This window comes from Desertivirga arenae, assembly GCF_017355785.1.
Classification (GTDB): domain Bacteria; phylum Bacteroidota; class Bacteroidia; order Sphingobacteriales; family Sphingobacteriaceae; genus Desertivirga; species Desertivirga arenae.
The window spans coordinates 177,704-203,840 of record NZ_JAFEWE010000004.1 but is presented as its reverse complement, the minus strand read 5'-3'; the positions used below and the strand labels follow the sequence as shown (position 1 = coordinate 203,840).

The 26,137-nt window shown below is 39.4% G+C and carries 21 protein-coding genes; 11 read left to right on the top strand and 10 right to left on the bottom strand.

The window, feature by feature from the left end:
* Nucleotides 1-62: 62 nt before the first annotated feature.
* The 6 genes from J4N24_RS10550 (at nucleotide 63) to J4N24_RS10525 (ending at nucleotide 5,852) form a co-directional block, all read left to right on the top strand.
* Nucleotides 63-1,154, top strand: a complete 1,092-nt coding sequence (locus J4N24_RS10550; protein ID WP_207533650.1) for a type III polyketide synthase — start codon at nucleotides 63-65, stop codon at nucleotides 1,152-1,154.
* Complete coding sequence (locus tag J4N24_RS10545) at nucleotides 1,155-1,871, top strand: methyltransferase domain-containing protein (RefSeq protein ID WP_207533649.1); 717 nt, start codon at nucleotides 1,155-1,157, stop codon at nucleotides 1,869-1,871. It begins immediately after the preceding gene.
* Nucleotides 1,849-2,970 carry an NAD(P)/FAD-dependent oxidoreductase gene (locus J4N24_RS10540; protein ID WP_207533648.1) on the top strand — a complete coding sequence of 374 codons (1,122 nt, stop codon included), beginning with the start codon at nucleotides 1,849-1,851 and terminating at the stop codon, nucleotides 2,968-2,970. Before J4N24_RS10545 ends, J4N24_RS10540 begins: the two co-directional genes overlap by 23 nt.
* A 106-nt stretch (nucleotides 2,971-3,076) precedes the next feature.
* Nucleotides 3,077-4,123 carry a sensor histidine kinase gene (locus tag J4N24_RS10535; protein ID WP_207533647.1) on the top strand — a complete coding sequence of 349 codons (1,047 nt, stop codon included), beginning with the start codon at nucleotides 3,077-3,079 and terminating at the stop codon, nucleotides 4,121-4,123.
* A 60-nt stretch (nucleotides 4,124-4,183) separates the two neighbouring features.
* A complete protein-coding gene (locus J4N24_RS10530) occupies nucleotides 4,184-4,831 on the top strand; it encodes a DUF47 domain-containing protein (RefSeq protein WP_207533646.1) in 648 nt (215 codons plus the stop codon).
* Nucleotides 4,832-4,841: 10 nt separating this feature from the next.
* Nucleotides 4,842-5,852: an inorganic phosphate transporter gene (locus J4N24_RS10525; protein WP_207533645.1), complete on the top strand. Its 1,011-nt coding sequence runs from the start codon at nucleotides 4,842-4,844 to the stop codon at nucleotides 5,850-5,852.
* Nucleotides 5,853-5,928: 76 nt separating this feature from the next.
* On the opposite strand, the gene J4N24_RS10520 is transcribed toward J4N24_RS10525, so the two are convergent.
* Entirely contained in the window at nucleotides 5,929-7,107 is a 1,179-nt protein-coding gene (locus tag J4N24_RS10520) for an anhydro-N-acetylmuramic acid kinase (RefSeq protein WP_207533644.1), read from the bottom strand.
* A 239-nt stretch (nucleotides 7,108-7,346) separates the two neighbouring features.
* Between J4N24_RS10520 and J4N24_RS10515 the strand changes: the two genes are divergently transcribed.
* Nucleotides 7,347-10,208: a M16 family metallopeptidase gene (locus tag J4N24_RS10515; RefSeq protein WP_207533643.1), complete on the top strand. Its 2,862-nt coding sequence runs from the start codon at nucleotides 7,347-7,349 to the stop codon at nucleotides 10,206-10,208.
* 105 nt (nucleotides 10,209-10,313) lie between these two features.
* Here J4N24_RS10515 and J4N24_RS10510 read toward each other — a convergent pair whose 3' ends face one another.
* Nucleotides 10,314-12,797 (bottom strand): M14 metallopeptidase family protein, encoded by a 2,484-nt coding sequence (locus tag J4N24_RS10510; protein WP_207533642.1) that lies wholly within the window; start codon nucleotides 12,795-12,797, stop codon nucleotides 10,314-10,316.
* A 90-nt stretch (nucleotides 12,798-12,887) separates the two neighbouring features.
* On the opposite strand from J4N24_RS10510, the gene J4N24_RS10505 reads away from it, so the two are divergent.
* Nucleotides 12,888-14,186 (top strand): UDP-N-acetylmuramoyl-tripeptide--D-alanyl-D-alanine ligase, encoded by a 1,299-nt coding sequence (locus J4N24_RS10505; RefSeq protein WP_207533641.1) that lies wholly within the window; start codon nucleotides 12,888-12,890, stop codon nucleotides 14,184-14,186.
* A 203-nt stretch (nucleotides 14,187-14,389) separates the two neighbouring features.
* Here the strand turns inward: J4N24_RS10505 and ffh are convergent, their stop codons facing one another.
* From ffh to ruvX, 8 genes are all read right to left on the bottom strand, one after another.
* Complete coding sequence (gene ffh, locus J4N24_RS10500; RefSeq protein WP_207533640.1) at nucleotides 14,390-15,733, bottom strand: signal recognition particle protein; 1,344 nt, start codon at nucleotides 15,731-15,733, stop codon at nucleotides 14,390-14,392.
* A gap of 137 nt (nucleotides 15,734-15,870) precedes the next feature.
* Nucleotides 15,871-16,827, bottom strand: coding sequence for a DUF3078 domain-containing protein (locus tag J4N24_RS10495; RefSeq protein ID WP_242691587.1), 957 nt, complete (start codon nucleotides 16,825-16,827; stop codon nucleotides 15,871-15,873).
* A 395-nt stretch (nucleotides 16,828-17,222) separates the two neighbouring features.
* On the bottom strand, nucleotides 17,223-17,978 hold the full coding sequence (locus tag J4N24_RS10490) for a peptidase associated/transthyretin-like domain-containing protein (RefSeq protein WP_207533638.1): 756 nt from the start codon (nucleotides 17,976-17,978) through the stop codon (nucleotides 17,223-17,225).
* A gap of 57 nt (nucleotides 17,979-18,035) precedes the next feature.
* Nucleotides 18,036-18,857: a glucosaminidase domain-containing protein gene (locus tag J4N24_RS10485; RefSeq protein ID WP_207533637.1), complete on the bottom strand. Its 822-nt coding sequence runs from the start codon at nucleotides 18,855-18,857 to the stop codon at nucleotides 18,036-18,038.
* 6 nt (nucleotides 18,858-18,863) lie between these two features.
* A complete protein-coding gene (locus J4N24_RS10480) occupies nucleotides 18,864-19,550 on the bottom strand; it encodes a glucosaminidase domain and LysM peptidoglycan-binding domain-containing protein (protein WP_207533636.1) in 687 nt (228 codons plus the stop codon).
* 3 nt (nucleotides 19,551-19,553) lie between these two features.
* Nucleotides 19,554-20,189, bottom strand: a complete 636-nt coding sequence (locus tag J4N24_RS10475) for an O-methyltransferase (RefSeq protein WP_207533635.1) — start codon at nucleotides 20,187-20,189, stop codon at nucleotides 19,554-19,556.
* Between the two features lie 64 nt (nucleotides 20,190-20,253).
* Nucleotides 20,254-22,377 carry a DNA helicase RecQ gene (gene recQ, locus J4N24_RS10470; RefSeq protein WP_207533634.1) on the bottom strand — a complete coding sequence of 708 codons (2,124 nt, stop codon included), beginning with the start codon at nucleotides 22,375-22,377 and terminating at the stop codon, nucleotides 20,254-20,256.
* Nucleotides 22,378-22,387: 10 nt separating this feature from the next.
* Complete coding sequence (ruvX, locus tag J4N24_RS10465; protein WP_207533923.1) at nucleotides 22,388-22,801, bottom strand: Holliday junction resolvase RuvX; 414 nt, start codon at nucleotides 22,799-22,801, stop codon at nucleotides 22,388-22,390.
* Between the two features lie 155 nt (nucleotides 22,802-22,956).
* On the opposite strand from ruvX, the gene J4N24_RS10460 reads away from it, so the two are divergent.
* The 3 genes from J4N24_RS10460 to J4N24_RS10450 are packed head-to-tail and all read left to right on the top strand — an operon-like array spanning nucleotide 22,957 to nucleotide 26,026.
* On the top strand, nucleotides 22,957-24,102 hold the full coding sequence (locus J4N24_RS10460; protein WP_207533633.1) for a DNA polymerase III subunit: 1,146 nt from the start codon (nucleotides 22,957-22,959) through the stop codon (nucleotides 24,100-24,102).
* Nucleotides 24,103-25,554: a PSP1 domain-containing protein gene (locus J4N24_RS10455; protein WP_207533632.1), complete on the top strand. Its 1,452-nt coding sequence runs from the start codon at nucleotides 24,103-24,105 to the stop codon at nucleotides 25,552-25,554.
* Nucleotides 25,547-26,026, top strand: coding sequence for a gliding motility lipoprotein GldH (locus tag J4N24_RS10450; RefSeq protein ID WP_207533631.1), 480 nt, complete (start codon nucleotides 25,547-25,549; stop codon nucleotides 26,024-26,026). Before J4N24_RS10455 ends, J4N24_RS10450 begins: the two co-directional genes overlap by 8 nt.
* Nucleotides 26,027-26,137 lie beyond the last annotated feature (111 nt).

The following is a 26,137-nucleotide window of genomic DNA, read 5'->3' as shown; positions in this document are numbered from 1 at the left end:
CAGAATTGGCATGAGAAAAACCTTAAGAGTTAAAAAACGTTCTTGAAATTACAGAAACTGAAATGAGCAGCACTATCACCGCTATTGGAACAGCAAATCCTGAATACCGTTTTCCTCAGATGAAAATTCTTGAGTTTATGTCGACCGCACATAATCTGGATGAGTTGAATGGTTCCAGGCTAAAAAAACTCTATGATGCTTCTGGTATTCAATTCAGATATTCTGTTATTCCTGACTTTGGTGTTTCACGTGGCACCTTTACTTTTTTTGGCAACGATGGGAATTTAGAACCTTTTCCAGGCACAAAGAAAAGAAGTGATTTCTATGAAAATAATGCAAAAGATTTAGCGATTCAGGCACTAAAAAATCTGAAAGAGAGTTTTGAATTCAATCTCGCTGATGCAACTCACCTTATCACCGTAAGTTGTACAGGGATGTATGCGCCAGGACTTGATATAGATCTAGTTCAGGAAATGCAACTTGCTGAGACCATTGAACGAACCTGCATAAATTTTATGGGGTGTTATGGCGCTTTCAATGCCTTAAAAATGGCTGATTACATTTGTCGAGCCAACGTGGAAGCTAAAGTTCTGATTGTAGATGTGGAATTGTGCACACTTCACTTTCAACGAGAAAACACTATGGAGAACTGGGTAGCAAATTCATTGTTTGCAGATGGTGCTGCTGCAGTACTTGTTGAACATAATAAGGGAGACAAACATGGCCTTGCTTTGAAATGCTTTTATAATACATTGGTTACCGAAGCGAAAGATGAAATGGCATGGCGCATAGGTGATTATGGATTTGAAATGCGTCTTTCTTCGGGGATCGCAAGGAATATTGGCAAGAAAATAAATAAAGTAGCAGATGATCTTGCGGCCAAAGCTGGAATATCAAGGACTTCTATAAATCGAACTGCTATACATCCCGGAGGCCGAAGAATCCTGGAAGTGTGTGAACAAGTGCTTGATCTGCCAGAAGAAGCACTCGATATTTCCTATGACATCCTAAGGCAATATGGAAACATGTCTTCAGTAACAATCCTTTTTATTTTAAAACGATTATTAAAAGAAGCATTAAGAGGCGAAAACATAATGACCTTTGCTTTTGGCCCTGGTTTAACAGTTGAAACCATGGTAATTGAAGCTATATAAATGCCTGACTTTACTCAACGTAGTACTCTCCCTGAAATGATGGATGACTTTCAGCTTGGGAATGATACCATCTTTCCAATTATGGATGAGCTGGAAGTAATAAACAAGCTACTGGGAGGATACGCTGTATTTTTTAATGCCTTAAAGAAGATTGGAATTAAAAATGATATGACTATAAGTGACTGGGGATGCGGAGGCGGAGATTCCCTGCGGGTGCTGGCAAAATGGGGAAGGAAAAATGGCAAGAATTTAAAATTTGTTGGTGTCGATGCTACTGCAACGGCAGTTGAATATGCACGACTTCATTCTTCACCCTATCCTGAAATTAGTTACATTCATTCTGACGTTATGTCTGAAAAGCTTCGTGCTGATCAGTTTGATATTGTTCTTTCTAGTCTGTTTACCCATCACTTTGACAATGCCGACTGGATAGCACTCGTAAGAAAAATGTTAGATTGTAGTAGAAAAGCAGTCATCGTAAATGATTTACACCGGCATTGGTTTGCCTATCATTCTATTGGCGTTCTGACTCAAGCATTCTCAAAATCTCCAATGGTAAAGCATGACTCCAAGCTTTCTGTTCTAAAAGGTTTTCAAAGGAAAGAAATTGAGGAATTGCTGGCAAAAGCGGGCATCGCCAATTATCAGTTAAGATGGATGTGGGCATTTCGCTGGCAGTTGATAATTTATAAGGATGGTAACATTAACGCAGAGTAAGCCCAGTATAACTATTGTTGGTGGAGGTTTAGCCGGCCTTGTCTGTTCTATTATTCTAAGCCGGAATGGTTTCCCAGTAACTCTTTTTGAAAAAAAAACTTACCCTTTTCACAGGGTTTGCGGTGAATATATTTCAAATGAAGTCATCGCTTTCCTAAAAAGTTTAGAGATTGACCTTTATCGATTTAACGGCGCCAAGATCACTGAATTGGCCATAAGCTCTGTTTCCGGGAGGACTTTTAAAACTTCACTGGATTTAGGGGGACTAGGACTAAGTCGCTTCCTCCTTGATGACCATCTGTACCATAAGGCCCTTGCTTCAGGGGCCAAAGTTGTTCTTGGAATAAAGGCAAATAATATAAGCTTCAATGATAATCAATTTGAAGTGTTACTAGAGGATGGACGTCTGATCACTTCAGATTTTGTTATTGCTGCTCATGGAAAACGTTCAAATCTTGATAAAGCCAGAACCTTCTTTACACATCGCAGTCCCTTTATTGGTGTTAAGTATCATATCAAAACCGACTTCCCAAAAAATCTTGTTCAATTAGACAACTTTAAAGATGGTTACTGCGGAACGGTTAAAATAGAAGACGACAAGTATTGTCTTTGTTATCTATCCCATAAAAATAACATTAAGACCCATGGCAACCTTCTGGACATGGAAAAGGCAGTGCTCTACGAAAACCCTCTTCTTAAAATGCTCTTTCAAAATTCGGAATTCCTTTACTCAAAGCCTGAAGTGATTAACGAGATCAGTTTTGAACGCAAAGGACTGGTTGAAGATCATGTTCTTTTTTGTGGGGATTCTGCAGGAATGATAAGCCCTCTGTGTGGTAATGGGATGGCCATAGCTATCCATTCTGCGAAAATTTTAAGTGATACCCTTATAGCATTTTATAAAAATGACCGCAAGGTTGTTGAAGATCTGTATAGTCAACAATGGAGGCGGTATTTTTCACAACGACTTGCTGTTGGCCGTTTAACACAAAAGCTATTTGGAGGCAGGATAACATCTGAATTAGCAGTGCGCGGTTTACAGACTATTAAGCCTTTATCAAATTTTATTATCAAAAGAACACATGGAGCTCCTTTTTAGTATACTTGTAACAGGATGAAGTTTACCGCATGCTTTTAGGTTAATTCCTTCCTGATTAGAGCAAGTGCTTCACCTTGTCGTTGTTTGAAACTGAAATATTTGAAAAATGAAACTTAGGGTTCTCGTTTTTATTAATGCTTTTGTTGTTGCCCTATCGCTTGGATTAGTCAATTACTATTTTCAGCATAGTCTGACAGATCTTGTAATTACCTTTATTATTACCCTCATTATCTGTTTTGTAGTTTTCTATTACCTCATAGAACGGTACGTATATAGCAAAATTAAGTTGATCTATAAGCTAATCCATAACCTGAAACTGGGTAAAGATCTGAAAGACGCTATAGGGGAATATGTTAGTAATGACCCCATTAATGATGTAGAGCAGGAAGTTAAAGAATGGGCCAGAGTAAAAAAGATTGAAATTGAGGCACTTAAACAACAAGAACAATATAGAAGGGAATTTTTGGGCAATATTTCCCACGAGCTGAAAACTCCTCTGTTTGCGATACAAGGATATATTGATGCCTTACTTGACGAAGATGGACTTGAAGACCATGATCAGGTTGAACATTTTTTGCGCAAAGCCGCAAAGAACGTTGATCGCTTAAGCTACCTCATTAAAGACATTGATATAATATCAAAACTTGAAAGCGGGGAAGTACCGATAAATTTTGAGAAATTCGACCTGTCTGTTTTAATAAATGAAGTAGCAGAACAGATGGAAGGGAAAGCTAACAAATACAAGATTACTTTGATCTTTAAGGATAAGTATGACTCACCTACCTGGGTAAATGCTGACCGGGACAAAATTTGCCAGGTATTGGTGAATTTAATAGACAATTCAATAAAATATGGTAAGGAAGGAGGCACTACCTCTCTTAAACTGTTTGAGCTACATGATCAGATCCTTGTGGAAGTTACCGACAATGGTGCAGGAATTGAAGAGAAAGCTCTTCCAAGGCTATTTGAGCGATTTTTCAGAACTGATAAAAGCAGGTCGCGACAGATTGGAGGGTCTGGTTTGGGTTTGGCCATTGTTAAACATATCCTAGAAGCTCATCAGCAAACCATAACTGTAAGAAGCACAGAAGGAGTTGGTTCAACTTTTGCATTTACGTTGGAGAAAGCAAAACAAAACTTTATTCCAGTTTAATTGCAGGCTTAACATTAAGTTAACATTGCAGTAATACATTTGTAACGATTTTTTAACACTATGGGCTTAAACGGCATATTCCAGTACTTCGTTCCGAAGGATCGTAAATTTTTCCCTCTATTTGAGCAAGCAAGCGGTAACCTGATAAGGATTGGGGAGGCTTTAATTGAATTTGTTAACGCTACGGATGAAGACCGCAGACAGGAAATCGGGAAGGTAATCGAAGACCTGGAACACAGGGGCGATGAAATTACGCACCAAATATTTCTGGAGCTGAGCAAAAACTTTATTACTCCCTTTGACCGCGAAGATATTCATGCATTGGCTTCAGCCATTGATGATATAGCTGACTTTATTCATGGATCCGCCAGTCGTATCCAATTGTATAAAGTAAAAGTAATGACCCCTCCAATTAAAAAACTTGCAGAACTTGTTTTACAAGGTTGCCAGGACGTAGATAAGGCAGTTGTTGAGTTGAAGAACCTAAAAAATATCCGGGTAATTACTGATTCCTGCGTTAGGATTAACAGCATGGAAAATCAGGCTGATTATGTTTTTGACACTGCAGTTGGTGAGTTGTTCGAGTATGAAAAAGATGCAGTAGCGCTTATCAAATACAAAGAGATCCTTTCTGCATTAGAGACGGCAACGGATAAGTGTGAAGATGCTGCTAATGTTATGGAGTCTATCCTTGTAAAGAACGCTTAAAACAAAATTAATGGTAACTACCCTCTTAGTAGTTGTTATTATTATGGCTGTGGCGTTCGATTATATTAACGGGTTCCACGATGCTGCAAACTCAATAGCAACTATCGTTTCAACAAAAGTACTCTCACCGTTTCAAGCGGTGCTATGGGCTGCAATATTTAATTTCGCTGCTTATTTTTATTTTAATGACCATAAAGTAGCTAACACCATTGCTAAAACAGTGTTAGAACAATACATTACGCTCCACGTAATCTTTGCTGGTCTACTGGCGGCTATTGCCTGGAACCTGCTTACGTGGTATTACGGAATCCCGTCCAGCTCATCACATACCCTTATCGGCGGTTTTGCTGGTGCTGGTATGGCCAAGGCACTAACTATGGGAGATGCCGCCCTTCAGGCAATTAACGTAAGTAAGATTCTTACTACTATTTCCTTTATTGTACTCGCTCCGATAATAGGGATGATAATTTCAGTGATCATAACGCTTGTTATTATCAATATATGCAGGCATGCTAAACCTGCCACTGCAGAGAAGTGGTTCAAAAGACTTCAATTGCTTTCATCAGCAGCACTAAGTTTCACGCATGGAGGAAATGACGCTCAGAAAGTAATGGGTATTATCTATGTGGCTATGGTGGCTTCTAATGTTATTTCCAATGGATCCTCTATGCCGGAATGGATACCTGTTGTATGTTACGCAGCAATTGCTCTTGGTACAATGAGCGGAGGCTGGAGAATTGTAAAAACTATGGGTTCAAGAATTACAAAAGTAACGGCACTCGAAGGTGTTGGAGCAGAAGCCGCGGGAGCGGTAACTCTTGGCATCACAGAACACTTTGGTATACCAGTTTCAACTACCCATACTATTACAGGTTCAATTATAGGGGTAGGATTAACGAAGCGGGTATCGGCTGTAAGATGGGGGGTAACAATTAACCTTATCTGGGCATGGATACTAACAATACCTGTTTCAGCAACCCTGGCGGCGCTTACCTACTTCGTTATTAGTTTCTTCATTTAATAAGATTAAGGGCAGGAAATACACGAATTACAAATCCCTGTCTGATTAAGTAACTCGTGTATTTCTTAAAATTAACTTATTCCGGCAAGCTGATTTTCCCCATCATTACAACCGGTCCTCCCCCCGTCTCAACTGCCGACCCACAAACAGTCTCATTTGCCAGAACAGCAAAGAGTACAGCCTCCTTCGCATCTGAACTTATTCCCAAAGATTCTAACTTATCAATCCTTACCTTAGGCAATAGAATTGATAAGCTTTCTAAAAGACAACTATTATGTGAACCTCCGCCACTAACATACAGAGCTGACTCTGTGTTTTTTAGTATGAGATTGAGTCCTTTAGCAATAGCCTGCGCGGTAAATTCAGTAACAGTGGCAATAAGGTCCTCACCACCTAAATGTGTGTTTCCGGTATTTCGAACAGTAGATTCAAGAAAATTAATACTAAATAATTCAGGCCCGGTGCTTTTGGGAAAAGGCTCACTAAAAAATGCATGAGCCATCAATTCATCCAAGAGTGACTCACAAACTTTTCCCCTCGCTGCAATTTGTCCTCCCTCGTCAAATGGGATATTAAAATATCTTCTTGCTAACAAATCTATTAACGTATTTCCTGGACCTACATCACTACAAATTATCTTCGAACTATCAATTGGCAGATAAGTGAAATTTGATATACCCCCAATATTCAACAACACGCGATTTTCCAGTCTTGATGAAAACAGTATATAATCTCCATAAAGGGCAAGAGGAGCGCCCTCTCCCCCTGCTGCTACATGCTTTTGCCTGAAGTCACTTAAAGTTATAATACCCGTTCTAATGGCTATGTGATCTCCATCCCCTATTTGGAGTGTAGCGTTGGGATAATTTTCTAACCCATGTAAGCTTTTAGGTGCATGGTAAATAGTCTGACCATGGCTCGCAATAAAATCTATTTCCGATGGTTCTACTCCCCAATCCTCTAACGCTTCAATTAAAAGACCGGCGTGAACCTTTCCTATTTTTGCATTCAACAGCGCTACTTTTTCGAGATCCACCTCCCGTTTTGAAAAAACTGATCTTATGTCTTCTTTGAAATCATCCGAATAGCAAGATGTGCGTTCCTGAAGTACTTTAACCTTAGAAAATAGCCCAGAGCCCTCTAACCGGCAAAGCGCTATATCAAGTCCATCAAGGGAGGTTCCTGACATTAATCCTATTACCAATCTGCTTTCAGCCTTTGACGACTCAATCAGTCTATTCAAAAATCTATTCATAATGAAAATAACAACATGTAGATTAGCAAAAGAACATAGTTTTAAGCAAAGTAATTGTAGCTTTAATATATTTCGCAAATAAATGATATTAAGCTATCAGACTAGCACAAAGATACTTCCCAGGAGCTCCTTCATTATCCGGACTACATTTTCCCTTTGTTCTGCTCTGACTTTTATCTTTGTAAAAGGTTAAGAAAACTGTAACACTTTGAATTAATGCATATTCGATATCAATAGCTATGATAACACCTCCATTAAGAAAGCTTATTATTCCTGTTTCAGTAAGCGCTGCATTACTAATTGGCAGCTGCACGGCTAAAAAACCAAGTGGAACACCAACTGATCAACGAATTGTATCCTCTATAATTAACGACACAATACCACTGGATACTGCCGTATTAAAGGGGAAGCTTCCAAACGGATTCACTTACTATATACGAAGAAATACCGAACCGAAGGACCGTGCTCAACTATACCTTGCACTTAAGGCAGGTTCTGTACTCGAAAATGATGATCAACGCGGTCTTGCACATTTCACTGAACACATGAGCTTTAACGGAACAAAAAACTATCCTAAAAACGCTCTGGTAAATTATCTTCAGAAGTCGGGCATTCGATTTGGCGCTGACTTAAATGCTTATACTAGTTTTGATGAAACGGTATATCAACTCCCTGTTCCGACTGATGATTCCACGTTATTTAAAAATAGCATTCAAATAATGCGGGATTGGGCCCAGGATGCCACCTTTGACCCTGCGGAAATTGAAAAGGAACGGGGTGTAATACTCGAGGAAAAGCGACTAGGCAAAGGAGCATCAGAGCGGATGCAAAATAAATACCTGCCTCTTTTATTAAATAATTCAAGATACGCGAACAGACTGCCCATCGGAACGGAGGAAGTTCTAAAGACATTCAAGCGTGAAGCTATTCTGGACTTCTATCAAACATGGTACAGACCAGATCTTGAAGCTCTGGTTGTAGTGGGAGACATTGATGTAAAAAAAGTGGAGAAGATCATTATAGACAAGTTCTCTGATCTAAAAACTCCGGCTAATATTAAACCGAGAAAAGAGTATAATATCCCCCTTCAAAATAAAAATCAATTCATTGCAGTTACCGATCCTGAGTTTCCGTACACAGTGGCCCAGGTTTATGTAAAACATCCTGAAATGCAGTTAAAAACAAAAACTGACTACAGAAACAGTATTATCCGTTCACTCTATAACCAAATGCTTGGTGGACGGTTTGCTGAATTGATGAAACAAGCTAATCCCCCTTTCTTGCAAGGAGGTAGCAGCATAGGAGGATTTCTGGCAGATCTGGATGTAGCATCTTCAGTGGTAGTTTCCAAGCCTGGTCCGGGAGAGCTTGAGAAAGGGTTCAAAGCTGTATTTGCAGAAACAGAAAGAGTGAAGAGATTTGGATTTACGCAAACTGAGCTCGATAGGGCTAAGCAATCTTATCTTACTTCAATGGAAGCCTCATTCAAAGAGAGGGATAAAACTAATTCTCAAAGTTATGTACAGGAATATGTAAGATTGTTCCTTGAGGGAGAAGCAAGCCCTGGTATTGCTTATGAGTATAATCTTGCGCAAGCGAATGTTCCAGGAATAGCATTGAATGAGGTAAACGACCTTGCAAAAAAATACTTAACGGAGACCAACCGAGACGTAATTATTATGGCTCCTGAGAAAGAGGCTGCGAATTTGCCAGATGAAGCTAGAGTAAACTCATGGATTCAGGAAGTTCAAAAATCAGATATAGCTGCTTATATAGACCAGGTTTTAAATAAGCCTTTGCTAGCCAACAAACCAGAAGCAGGAAAGATAAGTGCAGAAAAGAAAATAGAAGATCTTGGAGTTACTGAGCTTACATTAAGTAATGGAGTTAAAGTTGTTTTGAAACCTACTGATTTCAAAAATGACGAAATACAATTCACCGCCTTCAGCCCGGGAGGAACCTCTTTATATGCTGACAAAGACTTTCAATCGGCAGCCAATGCTTCTTCAATAATCACGAGAAGTGGAATAGGAGAGTTTAATTCTATTCAATTACCAAAGATGCTGACAGGAAAAAGAGTATCCGTGAATCCTTACATTGCAGAAAGAACAGAAGGCCTAAATGGCTTTGCTGCACCAAAAGACCTGGAGACGGCATTGCAGCTTACCTACCTGTTCTTTACTGAACCCAGAAAAGACACAGAAATATTCCAGGCATTCATCTCACAACAGAGAGGAGCAATTGCCAATCGGAGCAATGATCCCGGTAGTGTTTTTTCAGACACCATATCTGCTGTATTAGGAAGATATAATCCACGGAGAACAGGTCCTTCTGCAGCAAAATTAGCTCAAATAAACCTTGACCGGGCATTTGATATTTATAAAGAAAGGTTTGCCGATGCAGGTGATTTCACTTTCACTTTCGTGGGAAGCTTTAAAGTAGAGGAAATAAAACCTCTATTGGAACAATATCTTGGAGCTTTGCCATCTAAGCAACGTAAAGAAGAGGCTAAAGACCTGGGCATCTATCCTCCAGCCGGGAAGCTTAATAAATTAGTTTTAAAAGGGCAGGAAGATAAGGCAAACGTAAGGCTGATAATGAATGGGGACTATGTATACAGTGAAGAAACGAATAATCAACTTGATGCCCTTGCTGAAGTACTCCAAATAAAATTAACTGAACGTTTAAGAGAAGAAGAGAGCGGAGTATATAGCCCTGGCGCCTTCGTTTCTTATAATAAATACCCTCGCAATCGGTTTGCTTTTACATTTGTTTTCGGCTGTGCACCAGCAAATGTTGAAAAACTTGTAGCAGCTACAATTGACGAAATAAATAAGGTTAAACAAAAAGGTCCTGAAAAGGACGACATTGAAAAATTCCTTGCCGAAGAGAGAAGGAGTACTGAAGTGCAATTGAAAGATAATGGATTCTGGTTAGCATACCTGAGTGGACAGTATCAGAATAAAGATGACGTTAAGCAGGTGCTCAACTACTTAAATGATCTCAAAAAGATTAGTCCGGAAACCTTGAAAGCGACAGCAAATAAATATCTGAGTGGTAGTAACTTTATAAAGTTTATACTAATGCCAGAAAAGAAGTAGCTATAGAAAAGCCGGATAAGAACAGATCCGGCTTTTCTATATTGATTTTTTGTTTAAAAATCGACCATTCTTACTGGCTTAAGCTGCGGGAAAACTTTTAGAAGCTTAGGGAACAAGGAAAACTGCATTTCCAAACATCAACTTGCCATTCTCCCAAAACCCGCGAAATAAAATATCATCTGCAAGGTATACAACTGAACCATCCCCGGTTTCCTGAACACCAAATAATAAGCCTTCAACTAGTTTCTTTTTAGTGGTGTTACCAACAAAACCTGTAACATAGCTATTTTTTGTTAACAAACCTACGTTCCAGCCTCCACCTAAATAGTTGTACAATTTGTCGTTTCGCTTCAAAGTAAAATAATAATCGGGGTAGCCGAAAGCAAGTGGGTGAGTATTGTCGAGATGAAGCTTGAAAATAGCCCCGGGAATATTCGTTCTCACCGAAACCCGTTCCCGATCAGCGTAAGGAATAATTTCAGTTGGTCCTTCCTTTCTTTCATCTTCTTTCAGGGTAATATTGAAGCCCTTCTTACCTACCAGTTGCATAATGGCATCTTCCATTACTATAAGTTTACCTCCCGCATTAGTCCAATTCAATAATTTATCAGCAGGCAAAGCCTTTGCATAATTTCCATCAGGTACAATGATTACGTTGAATTCGAAAAGACTTAACCCGGAAAGATCATTAGCATCTAAGACAGATATAGGATAACCTATCTCCTGTTCAAAATAATGCCATAATTCACCAAATGCCTGAGCCGAAGTCTCTTCACCTCCAATCAGGGCTATACGGGGTTTTCTAACTAATCGGATCCTGCCTGAACCTAAATCAGGACCTTTTTCAGCGAAACCTGAATGTATGGCCTGGAGATTCAAAGCGTACTTCGTAGCCATTGCCGAAATTAAATTGTCGAAACCTCCGCGCAGCACTTCATTTCCTGTTCTTAAGATGATCAATGAACCTGAATTAAAGTTAACTCCCCCTGTTGTAAACGGAACTTCTGAGTAACGTACCTTAACGTTATTCCTTAGTAACTCTGCCAAAAACTTGATATCATTAACCGAATTCCAGTTAACAGCATAGGCAATGGGAGCCCTCGGCTCCTGACCGGCCAAATTCTCCTCTCTTCTTGCCTTAGTCAAAGGTTTAATGCTTTCTGTAAGTGCATACGTTTGTATTCCATAGGCATAGGGGAGGGACCATGCGGTTATGTCGTAGGTTACAGAATCAGAAACAAATGTTTTTGGTTCAAATAATATCTTCAACAATACTGATTTTGGCTGATAGGCATTAATTATTAAATCAGCTGGATTTACAGCAAAAGTTTCCTTCTTTCCGCTTATATAATTATAGCCACGAGCCTGGGTCTGTACTCCATAACCAAACTCGATTCCATTTCGCTCTAGCAACTGACTTAGACTTCTTAACTTTTCAGTATTATCACCTTTAATTATATAAGTTTTGTAGCTGCCAGGTGGCCTTGACTTGCTATTAAGAAAGTAATTATGAAATTCTGTTACCACTTTGGCAGCATTAGCAGAGGCTACCTCAATTGTTGATAAGCCGGTTGTGAAATGATGGTCAATCCTATCAGAGAGAGTAAGTGTATCTCCCTGCCTGTTCAGTACGGAGATACCAGCTCTTCCAGATCCCCCCTGCTCATACGTCATTCCGATCGAGCCATTATATGTTGGATAAGTATCCCCATAAGAAGGATAAAGCAGATCAAATCGCTCTTTAGTAAAGTATAGCCAGCCTTTATCATCAAAATACTTTGCATTATTTCTTCCTATCAGCGTTTGAAATTCTCGTTGCCAGGGAGTGATGTCCTGATGGAAAGGTTCTGCGGCAGGGGCAAAATAATAGGGTTCGTTATAGCTCTGTTCATGAAAGTCTACATGAATCTGCGGCAGCCAACTATTAAATACTTCAATCCTCTGTTTTGTTTCTATCTGAGATTGCCAGGCCCAATCGCGATTCAAATCGAAATAATAATGATTTGTTCTCCCCCCTGGCCAAGGTTCAAGGTGCTCGCGTGTAAAAGGCAGTGGGTCAGGGATAACATTCCTGACTGAATTATAAAAGTTGACATAACGTTCCCTCCCATCAGGGTTAATACAAGGATCAATAAGGATAATTGTGTTCTTTAACCAAGGCCCAACATTAGAATTAGCGGGATTAACAAGATAGTAAAGAGTCTTCATTGACGCCTCTGTTGACACGGCCTCATTTCCATGAACGTTATAACTTAGCCAGACAATGACTGGCTGCTTTGTACTTCCCTCTCCTGATATTATCCCACTTAGCCGAAGATTATTTTTTCTTATACTTTCCAGTCTACTAAGATTTTCTTCAGTACCAATTGCTGCTAATATAAGATCCCGTCCTTCATAAGTTTTACCGTAATTCCTAAGCTTTACATTTGGAGAAACCGAAGCGATATAATTATAGTACCCAAGTACACGATAGTAAGGAGTGAACCTTTCTCCTAGTCCGTAACCCAGGAACTCAGAAGGAGATTTTATTTGTGCAGGCAGAATATTGGAGATCAGAATAAAAAACAGGTATAAGGGAAATTTATTCATATCACTAATCTACCATTATTGGCAGCTTTTAGGAAGAACATTCTTTATTTAAAATAGATTTAGACGTATTATTGCAACAATTGGAAAGCCATGACAACAGAAGAACTTTATAGCATTTACCTGCAGTCGCCTACTATATGTACCGATACAAGAAAAATTGTAAAAGGATGTCTATTCTTTGCCTTAAAAGGTGACAATTTTGATGGTAATGCTTTTGCCGAAAAGGCAATAAATGAGGGGGCAGATTATGCTGTTATTGACAATCCTGATTTTGTTGTAAATGGAAAGTGCATATTAGTTGAGGATGTTTTAATCTCCTTACAAGAGCTGGCAACATACCATAGAAAACAGCTTAACATACCTTTTATTGGAATAACGGGAACCAATGGCAAAACGACAACAAAAGAGCTTTTAAATTCCGTGCTTTCGAAAAAGTACAAAACATACGCCACCCAGGGTAACCTTAACAATCATATTGGTGTTCCACTTACCCTTTTGTCTATTGATAATAATGTGGAATTAGCAATAATAGAAATGGGTGCTAATCATCAGAAGGAGATCGGTTTTCTGTCATCCATTGCTCAACCTACTCACGGGTTAATTACAAATGTTGGAAAAGCCCATTTAGAGGGGTTTGGCGGCTTTGAAGGTGTAAAAAAAGGAAAAGGGGAACTTTATGATTTTCTGAAGGGAAGCGGAGGAACTATATTTATTAATAAGGCGAACTCGTATTTACTGGCGATGTCTGAAGCCAGAGAGCTTGAGAATATTATCTTCTATGGAAATGCTCCAGGTACTGACGTTAGCGGAGAAATTACCGACAATAACCCCTATTTAAGGGTGAAGTGGAAAAAAGCGGAGCAGTTTTACTCGGTAGACACTAACCTAACGGGAGCCTATAATCTTGAAAATATCCTAGCCGCTATAACTGTAGGCCTACACTTCAATCTAGTTGCAGCTGAAATAAATGAGGGTATTACATCTTATGTTCCAGGTAACAACCGTTCTCAGGTAACAAAAACAGATAACAACACCCTAATTTGCGACTATTATAATGCAAATCCAAGCAGCATGGCTGTTGCTCTTGAAAACTTTGGGAGTTTGCAAGTAGATAACAAGGTAATTGTACTTGGAGACATGTTTGAGCTCGGAGACGAATCAGCAGCGGAACATTTAACCGTATTACAAAAAGCATCATCAATTAAAACTACTTCTTCTATTTTTATTGGGAAGGAATTCTCAAAAAGTAAAGATAGCTTTAATGGGAAGTTCTTTGATACTACGCAAGAAGCATTTGAATACCTTAAAGAAAGTCCAATAAAGGGCGCAACTATTCTTATAAAGGGGTCCCGTGGAATGCGATTAGAAACGCTAACCAGTTTATTTTAAAAGAGAGAATTTAGGAAGGAGAGCCGTCGACAATCCAAGAAACTGAGGAATTTTACTTCAAACTCTACTTTATGTATAGCACTTCTTCCTGAGAGGTATTTTCCTGAGAGGTATTTTTAAAACCGACACTCAGTTTAAGGGATAAATTTTAAAGATGATTAAACAACAAAAAAGCCGGAGTTGTTGAACTCCGGCTTAGATCTTTATCTTTTTCCCATCGGCATTTTAGGCATGCCTTTCATCATCTTAGCCATTTGGGCAGGATTACTGAATTGTTTCATTACCTTCCTCATATCCTCAAACTGTTTGATCAGCTTGTTTACCTCCTGCAAATCTCTCCCCGCTCCTTTAGCGATACGGTTACGACGACTTGGATTAATAGAATCAGGATTTTCGCGTTCGAAAGGAGTCATAGACTGAATAATAGCTTCAATAGGCTTGAAAGCATTGTCATCTATATCAACGTCTTTTATCGCTTTTCCTACACCTGGAATCATACCCATCAAATCCTTCATGTTACCCATTTTCTTGATCTGCTGGATCTGGCCAAGGAAGTCATTGAAGTCAAATTTATTCTTGCGGATCTTCTTCTGAAGTTCTGCTGCCTGCTTCTCGTCAAATTGCTGCTGAGCACGTTCAACCAGGGAAACCACGTCACCCATACCCAGGATCCTGGAAGCCATACGATCCGGATAGAAAACATCCAGAGCTTCCATCTTCTCACCTGTACCAATGAATTTGATAGGTTTGTTAACTACAGATTTTATGGAAAGAGCAGCACCACCCCTGGTATCACCATCCAGCTTTGTTAGAACAACCCCAGAAAAGTCAAGTCTGTCATTAAATGCTTTAGCTGTATTCACTGCATCCTGTCCGGTCATCGCATCAACCACGAAAAGGATTTCATGAGGATTGGTGCGAGCTTTTACCGCAGCTATCTCATTCATCATTTCTTCGTCGATCGCTAACCGACCAGCAGTATCGAGGATAACTACAGTTGCTCCAATGCGCTTTGCTTCAGCAATACCTTCCTCTGCTATACCAATCGGATCTTTAGAACCCAGGTTGGCATATACAGGTACATCTATTTGCTGGCCGAGAACCTGCAATTGGTCGATTGCTGCAGGACGATAAACGTCTCCTGCTACTAAAAGGACTTTCTTACCTTTTTTGGTTTTTAAGAAATTTGCTAATTTTCCTGAAAAAGTAGTTTTACCAGCACCATTCAATCCGGCAATAAGAATAACAGTTGGATTGGAGGGGAAACTAATTTCTGAAACAGAGCCACCCATTAAGGCGGTTAACTCATCGTTCATGATCTTAGTTAACAACTGTCCCGGAGAAATTGAAGTCAATACGTTTTCTCCAAGTGCTTTCTGCTTTACTTCATCAGTAAAAGCTTTTGCTGTTTTATAGTTTACGTCGGCATCCAAAAGAGCTTTTCTAATCTCTTTCATGGTTTCAGCCACGTTAATTTCTGTAATAGAACCTTGTCCCTTCAGAACCTTAAAGGCTCTGTCGAGTTTATCCTGTAAATTTTCAAACATATTACTTATGCTTTAAAGAGGTGCAAACTTACGTAATTTTTGCTTTTGCATAATTAGCAAATACAAATCATTTTAGCCTGCACACTCTGTTTTACAACCAAATAGAAACAGAACGTAAAGTTCTGCGCTGAGTTTTATTAACGAGGAAATTTATAAATAAGACCTAAAGCCAAGGTTTGGCTCGACTGAATCTTGTCGCTCTGGTCATCGTCGTAAATTGCAATTCCAGTTACTGTTACATTAACCAGCCGATTTACTCGTGCAGAGAGCGTAGCGTCCAATCTACTATCCATATTGCTAAGCCGATGATAATTTGCAAACATATTATACCGGGCCTTAAGGTTAATATTCTCAAAAATATCCTTCTCGAAGTTAGTTACCAGCTGAAAGGCAAGCTCGTTTCTCATTCGCCTGCCGATAGGGACCCCAAAATTCTTAGAATTATTACGATAGAGTGTCGTATCGAAAACGAAGGTTTGCCTGGCTGTCCCTGTACCGATACGTAAAGAAAAAGACTTCCCTGGCTTATACTCAAAACCGAGAGACTCTGTTAAGTATCCCGGCGACATGAATTTAGAAATTAACACCTTAACTTCCTCGCCATTTTTACCTTTACTATAATTGTAACCTTGATCGAATTGAGATTCAAAATTCAGAGAGCCAAAGAAATTCCAGTTTGAGGAAAGCTTCAAACCCACTTTATTATCCCAAAAAATCCGGTCATTAGTTTTACGCTGCATTTGGTCCCGGTTCTTCAACTTTCCATATTGCAAAATCAGCTCTGAGACGTAGTTCTTATAATCGCGTGTATAGTCAGTCTTATAATTGAATAAAGTACCGACGGCTACAGAATTAACGCCTCCTCCACTCCAATTATCGCTGAATGCAGCCTGGTTAACGTTTATACCAAACGAAACCCAGTTTCTCCAGTAATTCACCTTTAATTTAAGATCAGCTTCGGGAATTTGCACAGCTTGTAGCTGTAAAACTGGTCTACGGGCTGTAAGCGGGTTTTTCTTAGGATATAGCTTAAGACTTGAAATATCAATGGAATCGGTTTTCTTCTGTGCAAAAGACACAGAGACAATCATCATTAGCATTAAGAATTTCAGCAATCGCAGCATCGGTACAAAGAAAAGAAATTTATGCCATTTTTACACCTGGCAGTAATTAAAGTAATTTATCCAGGACCAGAGCTTCCTCTTCTTCAAGTATTCAACCTCCCCTTCTCTCTGATATGCTTCCTTCTCAAAAACTATATTTCGATATGCTTTATTGTGCTGCTTGTATATAATAAGATTGAGTAGATAATGGAAGAAATATAACAGATAGAATGGTAGTATTAGAAGCTCCAACTGTTGTATCAGATGAATCTTCTCATGTCTCAATAACAGCTGATCCTTCTTATAGTGCTTTAGCTTAATAAATATAAAAGGAAAAACAGCCATTCCTGCAGCCGGTAAAAAAGGAATATGGATTACGGGAAACCTCATGGGTTGGTACCTGACTTTAGAGGAGGAAGACGGTTAGCTCCAGGATTCTGTTTATAGCGCGAGTAGGCTTCCTTGATATAAGCAATAAGGCTATAGTCGTTAGCATCAAGAACAAAGTAGTAGGATGGCCGGTACTGTTCCATAAAATCCTGCAATTCCTTTTCGTCCAGACCTGTTACTGAAAAAACGAGCCTTTTAGTAAAGCGGTAGTCAATGATCATCTCATGATAATCGCGTTCAAGTATCTTTTGCAGATACCGCGCGTTCTTTCCTTCCCTGCTTAACAGGCTCCATAAAGCATCTACGCTTAAGCCAACGCCCACACCGTTAACTCCGCCAATCCTTAATAAGTCTCCCGGGTTACCTTTCCTGTAAATATCTTTATAAGCTTCTTGATTGTCCTTATATCTTTCTCCTGGACCTTTGATTGTATCCCTGATAACTACATCTTTTAACAGGATACTAAGACGCTTAAGGTGAAAAATTGCAGTGCTAGATTGAACCCTCACAGTATCTACCATATAGCCTTGTAGTGCAGCTATTAAAGTATCACCATTAGCTACAGCGTTAGTGTAAAACTCACCTTTACCATTATTATAAAAACCCTTGTGAGTTCTAAGGTTGTAAATATAAACCCTTGACAGCCGCTGCTTGCTATCCTTATCAAAAACCACCCCCTGCACTTGTCCGCCCTGGGCAAACAACTCAACAGCAAGAAAAATCAGGAAAAAAAATAGTGTTGTTCTTTTCAAGTTACCGTAAAATTAATGCAAATGCATTTACTAAAATGCAATTTAACATTCATTAACCTACTTGGAAACAAGAAGTAACTGACCTGGTTTGATTTCTGATCCCTGAATAGAGTTTAATATCTTAATGTCATCTACAGAAAGGCTAAACCTCTTACTGATAGAAAAAATAGTATCTCCCGCCTTTACTTCATAAACTTTCATTGCTACAGGCGCCTTTTCAACTTGTTGTGGTTGAGATGCTTCGGAGGATATCTCCTTTAATACTTTTTCCTCTCGCTTTACCTGTGCAATTAAACTTCTCTCTTCTTTATCGTACTGATCCAGGCCATAACGTTCAATGATTCCTATAAGCAACTCTGCGTAGCGCGGATTCGTTGCGTAACCAGCTTTTTTCAGGCCATAAGCCCAGCCCTTATAATCATTCCTTTCCAGCTCGAAAAGTGGAGCATAACGCTTCCTCTTTAAAAATTCAGAATGATCTCTATAAGACTCTTCTGGAGAGTTATAAACTCTAAAGCATTCGTCTGGAGCATCATCGTCTTTCAGCATGGTTGGGCCCGCCCAATCAGTATTGCATTTAATTCCAAAATGATTATTTGCCTGTAAAGCCAAAAGACCATTTCCATTACCCGACTCAAGGAGGCCTTGCGCAAGTGTAATACTGGCCGGGATTCCGTTTCTCGTCATCTCCTCAATAGCAATATCGCTAAAACGAAGAATATAATCGTCAGCTGAAGTTCTCTTTTCTAACTTATTCTCTTTGAAAACCACTGTCTTTTGTGGCTCCTTCTTGCTTGCAGGTGGTGTCTTTGCTACAATTCGGGTAGTAGTGCAAGAAACCGATAGTCCTGCACATAATAACAGAATTAATCTTTTCATTAAGTATTACAACTGTAAAACCTGACCTATACTCAGGCTAGATGTTTTTAAACTATTTTTTTCAAGGATTTCCTTTACGGTAGTGTTAAACTTCTTAGCTATCGCGCCCAACGTATCCCCATGTCTTACCTGATACGTAAGCTTCTCATTAGAAGTTTCTTCTGAATTCATAGCTAAACCTGCAGCAGCATTCTCAAGAGGCCTTATACTTTCAGGGATAGGATTATCGTACTCATACAACTTATACTTTTTAATTATCCCCACAACCTGGGAAGCCCATGTATGGCTAGCTGCATATCCTCCTCTTTGAATGCCCATAGCCCACTTTTTATAATCGCCTCCAGGACAATGTATAAACAGGGTATTGAAGCGTTTCTTAAGAAAGGTAACGAAGTCTTCATAGCATTGCTCAACGTTTTCATAACCTTTATATGAAGAAGCAATTGGTTTAGGGCCGCCTTTACCCTTTAAGCCAAAGTGATTGTTCAGGTATTTAGCGATTTTACTTGTTCCGCTGGCCGACTCATGAATAGCGATTCCAAGTATAATACTCGCTGGTACTCCATGCTGATTCATTGTTTGTATTGCTGCTTCTTTGTAAGATTCCACATACCTGTCAGCAGCTGTCTGTCCTAATGCTGTACCTGTCAAGAAAGTAACTAACAGGCCGATTAATAATAAATTTTTTGGCATAGTTTACAGTTTACGGATTATGAATACTCCATCCCGTACAGGTAGTATTAACTTTTCTGTACGAGAATCCTTAGTTACAGTTTCATTAAAACGGCGTATATTTTCAGTATCCTTATCATTAGCACCTTGAGTGATCTTTCCACTCCAAAGCACATTATCTACGATAATAAGTCCACCGCTCCTTACTTTTTCAAATACTAGATCATAATAGGTTTGATTATTTTTTTTATCTGCGTCGATAAAAACGATATCAAATAGCTCATTCAAATCAGGAATTACTTCAACGGCATTCCCAATGATATATTCTATCTTATCGCTAAATGGGGATTTTTGAAAGAAGCCTCTCACTCTTTCCTCAAGCTCTGCGTTAACATCAATTGTGAAAATCTTTCCATTACCAATCAGCCCTTCAGCAAGACATAAAGTAGCATAGCCAGTAAAAGTTCCGATTTCTAGAATTCTTTGGGGAGAGGCCAATTTGCTCAGAAAAGAAAGGACACGACCCTGGTAATGCCCTGAAAGCATTCGGGGCATTGGCACCTTCAAATGCGTCTCACGGTTTATATACCTGAGCAATTCTGACTCTTGTTCGCAGTGTTGCTCAAGGTAGGTCTGCAGTCCCTCAGTAAGCAGTTCCATGGCTGCAAATATAGAAATTTTAATTTTGCCGCCAACTTTTTGAAAATAATGTAAAGATTATCAACTATTTGACTAATTGCTCCTTTTCCATAACAGCCAGGGCAAGACGAATTTTGTGGTAGGGAACTTCCTCATTTAAGTACTCATACAATGGCTTAAGAGCAGTTTTTTCGTTAAGAATGCGCGATGCTTCACGTACTGTTTCCACCTCTTCCAAACTCACAAGTGAGTCGATACTTTTGATTTTATTATTGACATAAAGATTTGCGATATGAGAATAAACAGTGGTCTCATGAAGCTTTCGCTTCTCGGCAACCTGCGCTATAGTAAGACCTTGCTTCAAAAGAGTAAGGGTTTCCAGGTAAGTATCTCCTTTCTGTTTTAAACTTCCATTAATACCCATAAACCCAGAAATCGTGTCGAGGAAAGCGTGACCGTACTTCTCAAACTTGAACTCCCCTACACCTGAAATCTCCAGCATTTCTGATGGAGATAAAGGTCTTTCTTTCGCCATTTGCTGCAAGGTTGCATCGCTAAAGATTACGTAAGCGGGAACATCTTCCTCAACTGAGAATTGCCTTCTCAGCTGACGCAAACGATTAAACAACTCCTCTTCCTGATTATAGTTATCTGAATTGGATGCTGGCTTCGGTTTTTCTTTCTTAACCAGCGGTTGAAGTACCGTTAACTCTGCTTTTGATTTCCCAAAAAGAATATCCCTGCCATTAGCCGTAATTTTTAAAGCAAAATCTTCATCATAAGCCATCTCAATAATACCCAGATTAAGCATTTGCATGATATATCGTTGCCAGTCAATTGCCCCTATTTCAGAGCCGACTCCATGAGTTCTCAATTTATCGTATCCTGCCTCTATAACTTCAGCCTTTCTGGAGCCTCTTAATACATCTATTAGCATTGACGCTCCCTCTTTCTCCCCCATCCTTGCGAGGGCTGATAAAGCCTTTTGAACCAATACTGTTCCATCGAAATGCTTACGGGGATTTTTACAGACATCACAATTACCACAATTCTGATCCAGACTCTCTGAAAAGTAATTCAGCAAAATCTTCCTGCGACAAATGTCTGCTTCAGCATAATGCTGCATTCGGTTTAACTTCTCCAAATTAATCTCAGACTGACCGCTCTCTGCCGCAAACTTATTTAACATTAATAGGTCAGCGTAATTATAATAAAGGATAGTTTCTGAAGGCAAACCGTCCCGGCCGGCCCTTCCTATCTCCTGATAATAACCTTCCATATTCTTTGGGAGATTATAATGGATAACCCACCGGACATTAGACTTATCAATACCCATCCCAAATGCAACTGTAGCGCATACTACCTGAACTTCATCATTGATGAAATCCTCCTGAACTTTTGAACGATCCTCCGCTGGCATGCCAGCATGATAATATGCAGCGTTAATACCATAGTTCTTCAAGGCCTCAGCTACATCCTGACAATTATTTCTGCTAAGACAGTAGATAATTCCGCTACTATCCTTTCTCCTTTCAATAAATTCTGCTATTTCCTGAAGCTTCTGTTTTGTTTTTACTCCAACCCGTACGTCAAGACTCAGATTCTTCCTATCGAAAGATGAAATGAAAACTTCCGGGTTTCGAAGATTAAGTTGTTTAATGATGTCTTTTCGTGTAACCTTATCGGCTGTTGCAGTTAAAGCAACGAAAGGAATATTGCTAAACTTATCTCTTAATAAACCCAGCTGAGTATATTCGGGCCTGAAGTCATGCCCCCAGGCAGAGATACAATGTGCCTCGTCAATAGCAAACATTGAAGGACGAGCCATTTGTGTGATCATTGATAGTTCAGCAATTAACTTCTCCGGTGAAACATATAGGAGAGCAATTTCCTTTTTATAGCAAGATTCCAAAATAGCCTGCTGCTCCTGAAAACTTTGGGAACTATTAAGAAAAGCAGCGGCAATACCATTAGCGCGCAAACTATCTACCTGATCTTTCATTAATGAAATGAGCGGCGATATGACAATGCATACCCCCTCTCGTATCAGGGCGGGAACCTGATAACATATGGATTTCCCTCCACCCGTGGGCATCAGCACTAATACATCGTTTCCAGATACTATCTTCTTTACGATATCCTCTTGCTGAGGACGAAAATTGTCATATCCAAAATACTTCTTCAGTATTTCCCTGGCGGATGAGGGCATATTATTGAGGTTAAAAGTTCTTTTTTTCTAAATACGACTGCAATATAATCGTAGCAGACACTGTATCTATCAGCTCCTTTTTTTGGCGATCCTGCTTTTTTAAGCCACTCTGAGCTATAACGGCAGAGGCCATCTTAGAAGTAAATCTCTCGTCGAGTGTTTCAATTGGAATAGCAGGAAAATTCTTTTTTAGGATCGTCATGAAACCTTTGACATGAGGAGCTGATTGAGATGCTGTGCCATCCATTTGTTTGGGTTCACCCACAACAAATCTTTCCACCTGTTCCGTCAAAAAATACCTCTTCAAAAACTCAATAATATCCTTTGGATGGATGGTTGTTAAACCGGTAGCAATAATCTGCAGAGGATCGGTGACCGCGATACCAACCCTTTTAGTACCATAATCAAAAGCCATTACACGCATATCTGAGGAAATAGGAACTGAAATTACCCTCAAAAGTAACAAACAGAACTTATAACTAAAATCTTTAGTATTCTTTTAATACCCATATTTCAAACTTAATCTCATATCTGACATCTCATATCTCAATTCCAAATCTATTTACTATTTTGCACCTCATGCGGTTTAGTGAAATTGTTGGACAGCAAGCTTTAAAGGAGCAATTGATACGTGGGGTTCTTGAGAACAGGATCAGCCACGCGCAATTATTTCTTGGACCGGAAGGCTCTGGAAGTCTGGCACTTGCTTTGGCCTATGCACAATATATTTGCTGCGAGAACCGTTCTGAAAGGGATAGTTGTGGCGAGTGTGGCTCTTGTAGAAAGTATTCTAAACTGATTCATCCCGACTTACATTTCTCTTATCCATTTTTCGCAAAGCATAAGGAGGATACTGCTTTAAGCTTTATTGAAGAATGGAGAGGAACATTTCTGGCTAACCCTTATCTTAGTTTGGATGAATGGAGAAATCAGCTGGACGCAGATAACAAACAAGCAAACATAAATATCGCCGAATGTCATCAGATTATTCGAAAACTGAGCTTGAAAGCATTCGAATCAGATTATAAGGTTTTGATCATGTGGCTCCCGGAATATCTTGACAAGGAAGGCAATACCCTCCTGAAGATCATAGAGGAACCGCCTCAGAAAACGTTATTTCTGCTCGTTGCTCAAAATCAGGATCAGATACTAAATACAATCCTTTCCAGAACGCAACTTGTTAAAGTTCAACGTTTGAAGGATGAGGATGTAGCAGATTACCTGGTACGTAAACATCATTTAGATGAAGAACAAGCGCTTAGGATCTCTTATTTAAGTGAAGGAAATATTCAGGCCGCAGTTAATTTAAGCAAAGAAGAAAGCAATAATAATTTTGGAATGTTCTCTGATTGGTTACGCTTGTGCTTCACAAACAGAGGTCTTCTGGCTATAGAATTTTCTGATAATATTGCTAAGATTGGCAGAGAAAATCAGAAGAACTTTTTACGCTATGGCATGAAAATAATGAGGGAGGTTTTAATGGTTCTTGCAGGAGCAGAGCATTTAGTCCATCTCCCAGGAAATGAAAAAGAATTCGTTGTTAACTTTAGCAAAGTGCTGAATTCAGCAAAAGCTGAAGCAATTATAAATGAGCTTGAAAAAGCTCATTACCATATAGAAAGAAATGCAAACGGTAAAATCTTATTTTTAGATGTATCTTTGCAGTTTATCAAAATTTTAAAGTTTAATACGCTCCCTTCGGGGACTCAATATATACTAAATTAAATGGGATGTGGATCATGCTCGACGGGAGGTTGTGCACCTGCCGGCTGCAAAAGTAACGGTTCTTGCCTTACTAATGGCTGCAGCAAATTAGATGTTTACGACTGGCTATCAGATATGGATATGCCGGCAAATTATAGACCATTCAACATCATTGAAGTCAAATTTAAAGGTTCCAGAAAGGACTTTTACATTAACCATGAAAACTTATACCTGGAACTGGGTGAGCTAGTAGTAGTTGAAACTCCAACTGGTGGCTATGACATAGGTCACGTTTCTATCACTGGTGAACTGGTTAGGATGCAGATCAAAAAGAAGCATCTTAAAGAAGAAGACGTAGTTAAAAAGATCATTCGTCGTGCATCACCTGCAGATGTAGATAAATGGAAGGCTGCTAAAGATTTAGAATGGGAAACGATGCATAAAGCACGTACCCTTGCTTTGAACCTGGGGCTTTCTATGAAGTTAAGCGACGTAGATTATCAGGGAGATAAAACTAAAGCCACCTTCTATTACACTGCTGAAGGGCGTGTAGATTTCCGCGAATTGATTAAAAAGATGGCTGAAACGTTCCGAATCCGCATTGAGATGCGCCAGATTGGAATGAGACAGGAAGCCAGTCGATTAGGAGGATTAGGCTCTTGCGGAAGGGAGCTTTGTTGTTCTACCTGGTTGACGGATTTTAAAACGGTATCAACTTCTGCTGCACGTTATCAAAATCTTTCTTTAAACACACTCAAGCTTGCTGGTCAATGCGGTAAGTTGAAATGTTGTTTAAACTACGAGCTGGACACTTATATGGATGCTTTAAAAGATATTCCTGATGATGTAGACAGATTGGAAACACAAGTGGGAACGGCTCGATTGCAAAAGACGGATATCTTTAAAAAGTTGATGTGGTTCAGTTATCCTAATGAAGAAACCTGGTTCCCATTAGAGATTGACAGGGTGAAAGAAATTCAGCAGATGAACAAGGAGGGTATCAAACCTGAAGATTTGAAAGAGGAGGCTGTTGAACTTGAACCAGCACCAGCTACCAAGATCCTGGATTACGAGAACGTAGTTGGTCAGGATAGTATTACCCGGCTTGATGAGAGACCGAAAAAGAAAAAGAAGAAGAACAACAAACACAAAAAACCAGGCGAGGCTGTTAAAGTAGCTGAACCTGTTGGTAAAGAAACAAAAGTTCAACCTTCTAATGCTGCTGCCAGGGTAGTACAACCTCCAAAACAGCAGAACAACAACCAGCAACACCAACAGAATAAAAACAGGAATAATAACAGACCTGAAGGACAAAATCAGCAACAACGTCCACAGAATAATGGACAGCAGCAAGCTACAGGTGGAGGCGAAGGTCAGAGTAATAGCGGTGAAGCTCAAAACAAAAAGCAAAATAACAGGCATCACAGAAGGCCTAAGAACAATAACAACAACAAGCCAAAAGCAAATGAATAAAGCTGTTCTTGCTATTCAAAAACTAGTTGTCATTATACTACTGTCAACATTGACGGCCTGTACAGACAATGCGGTTATAGATACAAGTCAGGAAATAAGTGCGAGGAATTGGGGATATGACAACAAGGTCAATTTCCCTGTAAAGATCGAGGACGCTAGTAAAGCTTACAATATTTACTTTAATCTTCGCCATACAGCCGAGTACAGATACTCCAATATTTTTGTTCTGGTCCATCAAGTAGGTGGAAGCCTGAAGCCAATTACCGAACGGCGCGAGTTTCAGCTCGCTTATCCTGACGGAGAGTGGCTTGGAAGTGGATCTGGTAACCTTTATTCCTATCAGGTTAAATTCAGGGAAAACTATAAATTTCCAAAGCCAGGAATCTATAATTTCAGCTTTGAGCAAAATATGCGAGACAATCCTTTAAGAGAAATTAGCGATGTAGGTATAAGGGTTGAAACAGCAAAATAAAGCAAAACAATAAGGGCGGTCTTCGAAAGAGATCGCCCTTATTGTTTCTAAAAGACATGTTCTCATCTTATTTTATTAAAGGTTCTCTTTCGCAGAACCTAATTTTCGCTT

What these genes read in the sequence shown, in the direction of transcription:
- J4N24_RS10550 (WP_207533650.1), top strand. Translation starts at nt 63, where the DNA reads ATGAGCAGCACTATCACCGCTATTGGAACAGCAAATCCTGAATACCGT.
- J4N24_RS10545 (WP_207533649.1), top strand. Translation starts at nt 1,155, where the DNA reads ATGCCTGACTTTACTCAACGTAGTACTCTCCCTGAAATGATGGATGAC.
- J4N24_RS10540 (WP_207533648.1), top strand. Translation starts at nt 1,849, where the DNA reads ATGGTAACATTAACGCAGAGTAAGCCCAGTATAACTATTGTTGGTGGA.
- J4N24_RS10535 (WP_207533647.1), top strand. Translation starts at nt 3,077, where the DNA reads ATGAAACTTAGGGTTCTCGTTTTTATTAATGCTTTTGTTGTTGCCCTA.
- J4N24_RS10530 (WP_207533646.1), top strand. Translation starts at nt 4,184, where the DNA reads ATGGGCTTAAACGGCATATTCCAGTACTTCGTTCCGAAGGATCGTAAA.
- J4N24_RS10525 (WP_207533645.1), top strand. Translation starts at nt 4,842, where the DNA reads ATGGTAACTACCCTCTTAGTAGTTGTTATTATTATGGCTGTGGCGTTC.
- J4N24_RS10520 (WP_207533644.1), bottom strand. Translation starts at nt 7,107, where the DNA reads ATGAATAGATTTTTGAATAGACTGATTGAGTCGTCAAAGGCTGAAAGC.
- J4N24_RS10515 (WP_207533643.1), top strand. Translation starts at nt 7,347, where the DNA reads ATGATAACACCTCCATTAAGAAAGCTTATTATTCCTGTTTCAGTAAGC.
- J4N24_RS10510 (WP_207533642.1), bottom strand. Translation starts at nt 12,797, where the DNA reads ATGAATAAATTTCCCTTATACCTGTTTTTTATTCTGATCTCCAATATT.
- J4N24_RS10505 (WP_207533641.1), top strand. Translation starts at nt 12,888, where the DNA reads ATGACAACAGAAGAACTTTATAGCATTTACCTGCAGTCGCCTACTATA.
- ffh (WP_207533640.1), bottom strand. Translation starts at nt 15,733, where the DNA reads ATGTTTGAAAATTTACAGGATAAACTCGACAGAGCCTTTAAGGTTCTG.
- J4N24_RS10495 (WP_242691587.1), bottom strand. Translation starts at nt 16,827, where the DNA reads ATGATGATTGTCTCTGTGTCTTTTGCACAGAAGAAAACCGATTCCATT.
- J4N24_RS10485 (WP_207533637.1), bottom strand. Translation starts at nt 18,857, where the DNA reads ATGAAAAGATTAATTCTGTTATTATGTGCAGGACTATCGGTTTCTTGC.
- J4N24_RS10480 (WP_207533636.1), bottom strand. Translation starts at nt 19,550, where the DNA reads ATGCCAAAAAATTTATTATTAATCGGCCTGTTAGTTACTTTCTTGACA.
- J4N24_RS10475 (WP_207533635.1), bottom strand. Translation starts at nt 20,189, where the DNA reads ATGGAACTGCTTACTGAGGGACTGCAGACCTACCTTGAGCAACACTGC.
- recQ (WP_207533634.1), bottom strand. Translation starts at nt 22,377, where the DNA reads ATGCCCTCATCCGCCAGGGAAATACTGAAGAAGTATTTTGGATATGAC.
- ruvX (WP_207533923.1), bottom strand. Translation starts at nt 22,801, where the DNA reads ATGCGTGTAATGGCTTTTGATTATGGTACTAAAAGGGTTGGTATCGCG.
- J4N24_RS10460 (WP_207533633.1), top strand. Translation starts at nt 22,957, where the DNA reads ATGCGGTTTAGTGAAATTGTTGGACAGCAAGCTTTAAAGGAGCAATTG.
- J4N24_RS10455 (WP_207533632.1), top strand. Translation starts at nt 24,103, where the DNA reads ATGGGATGTGGATCATGCTCGACGGGAGGTTGTGCACCTGCCGGCTGC.
- J4N24_RS10450 (WP_207533631.1), top strand. Translation starts at nt 25,547, where the DNA reads ATGAATAAAGCTGTTCTTGCTATTCAAAAACTAGTTGTCATTATACTA.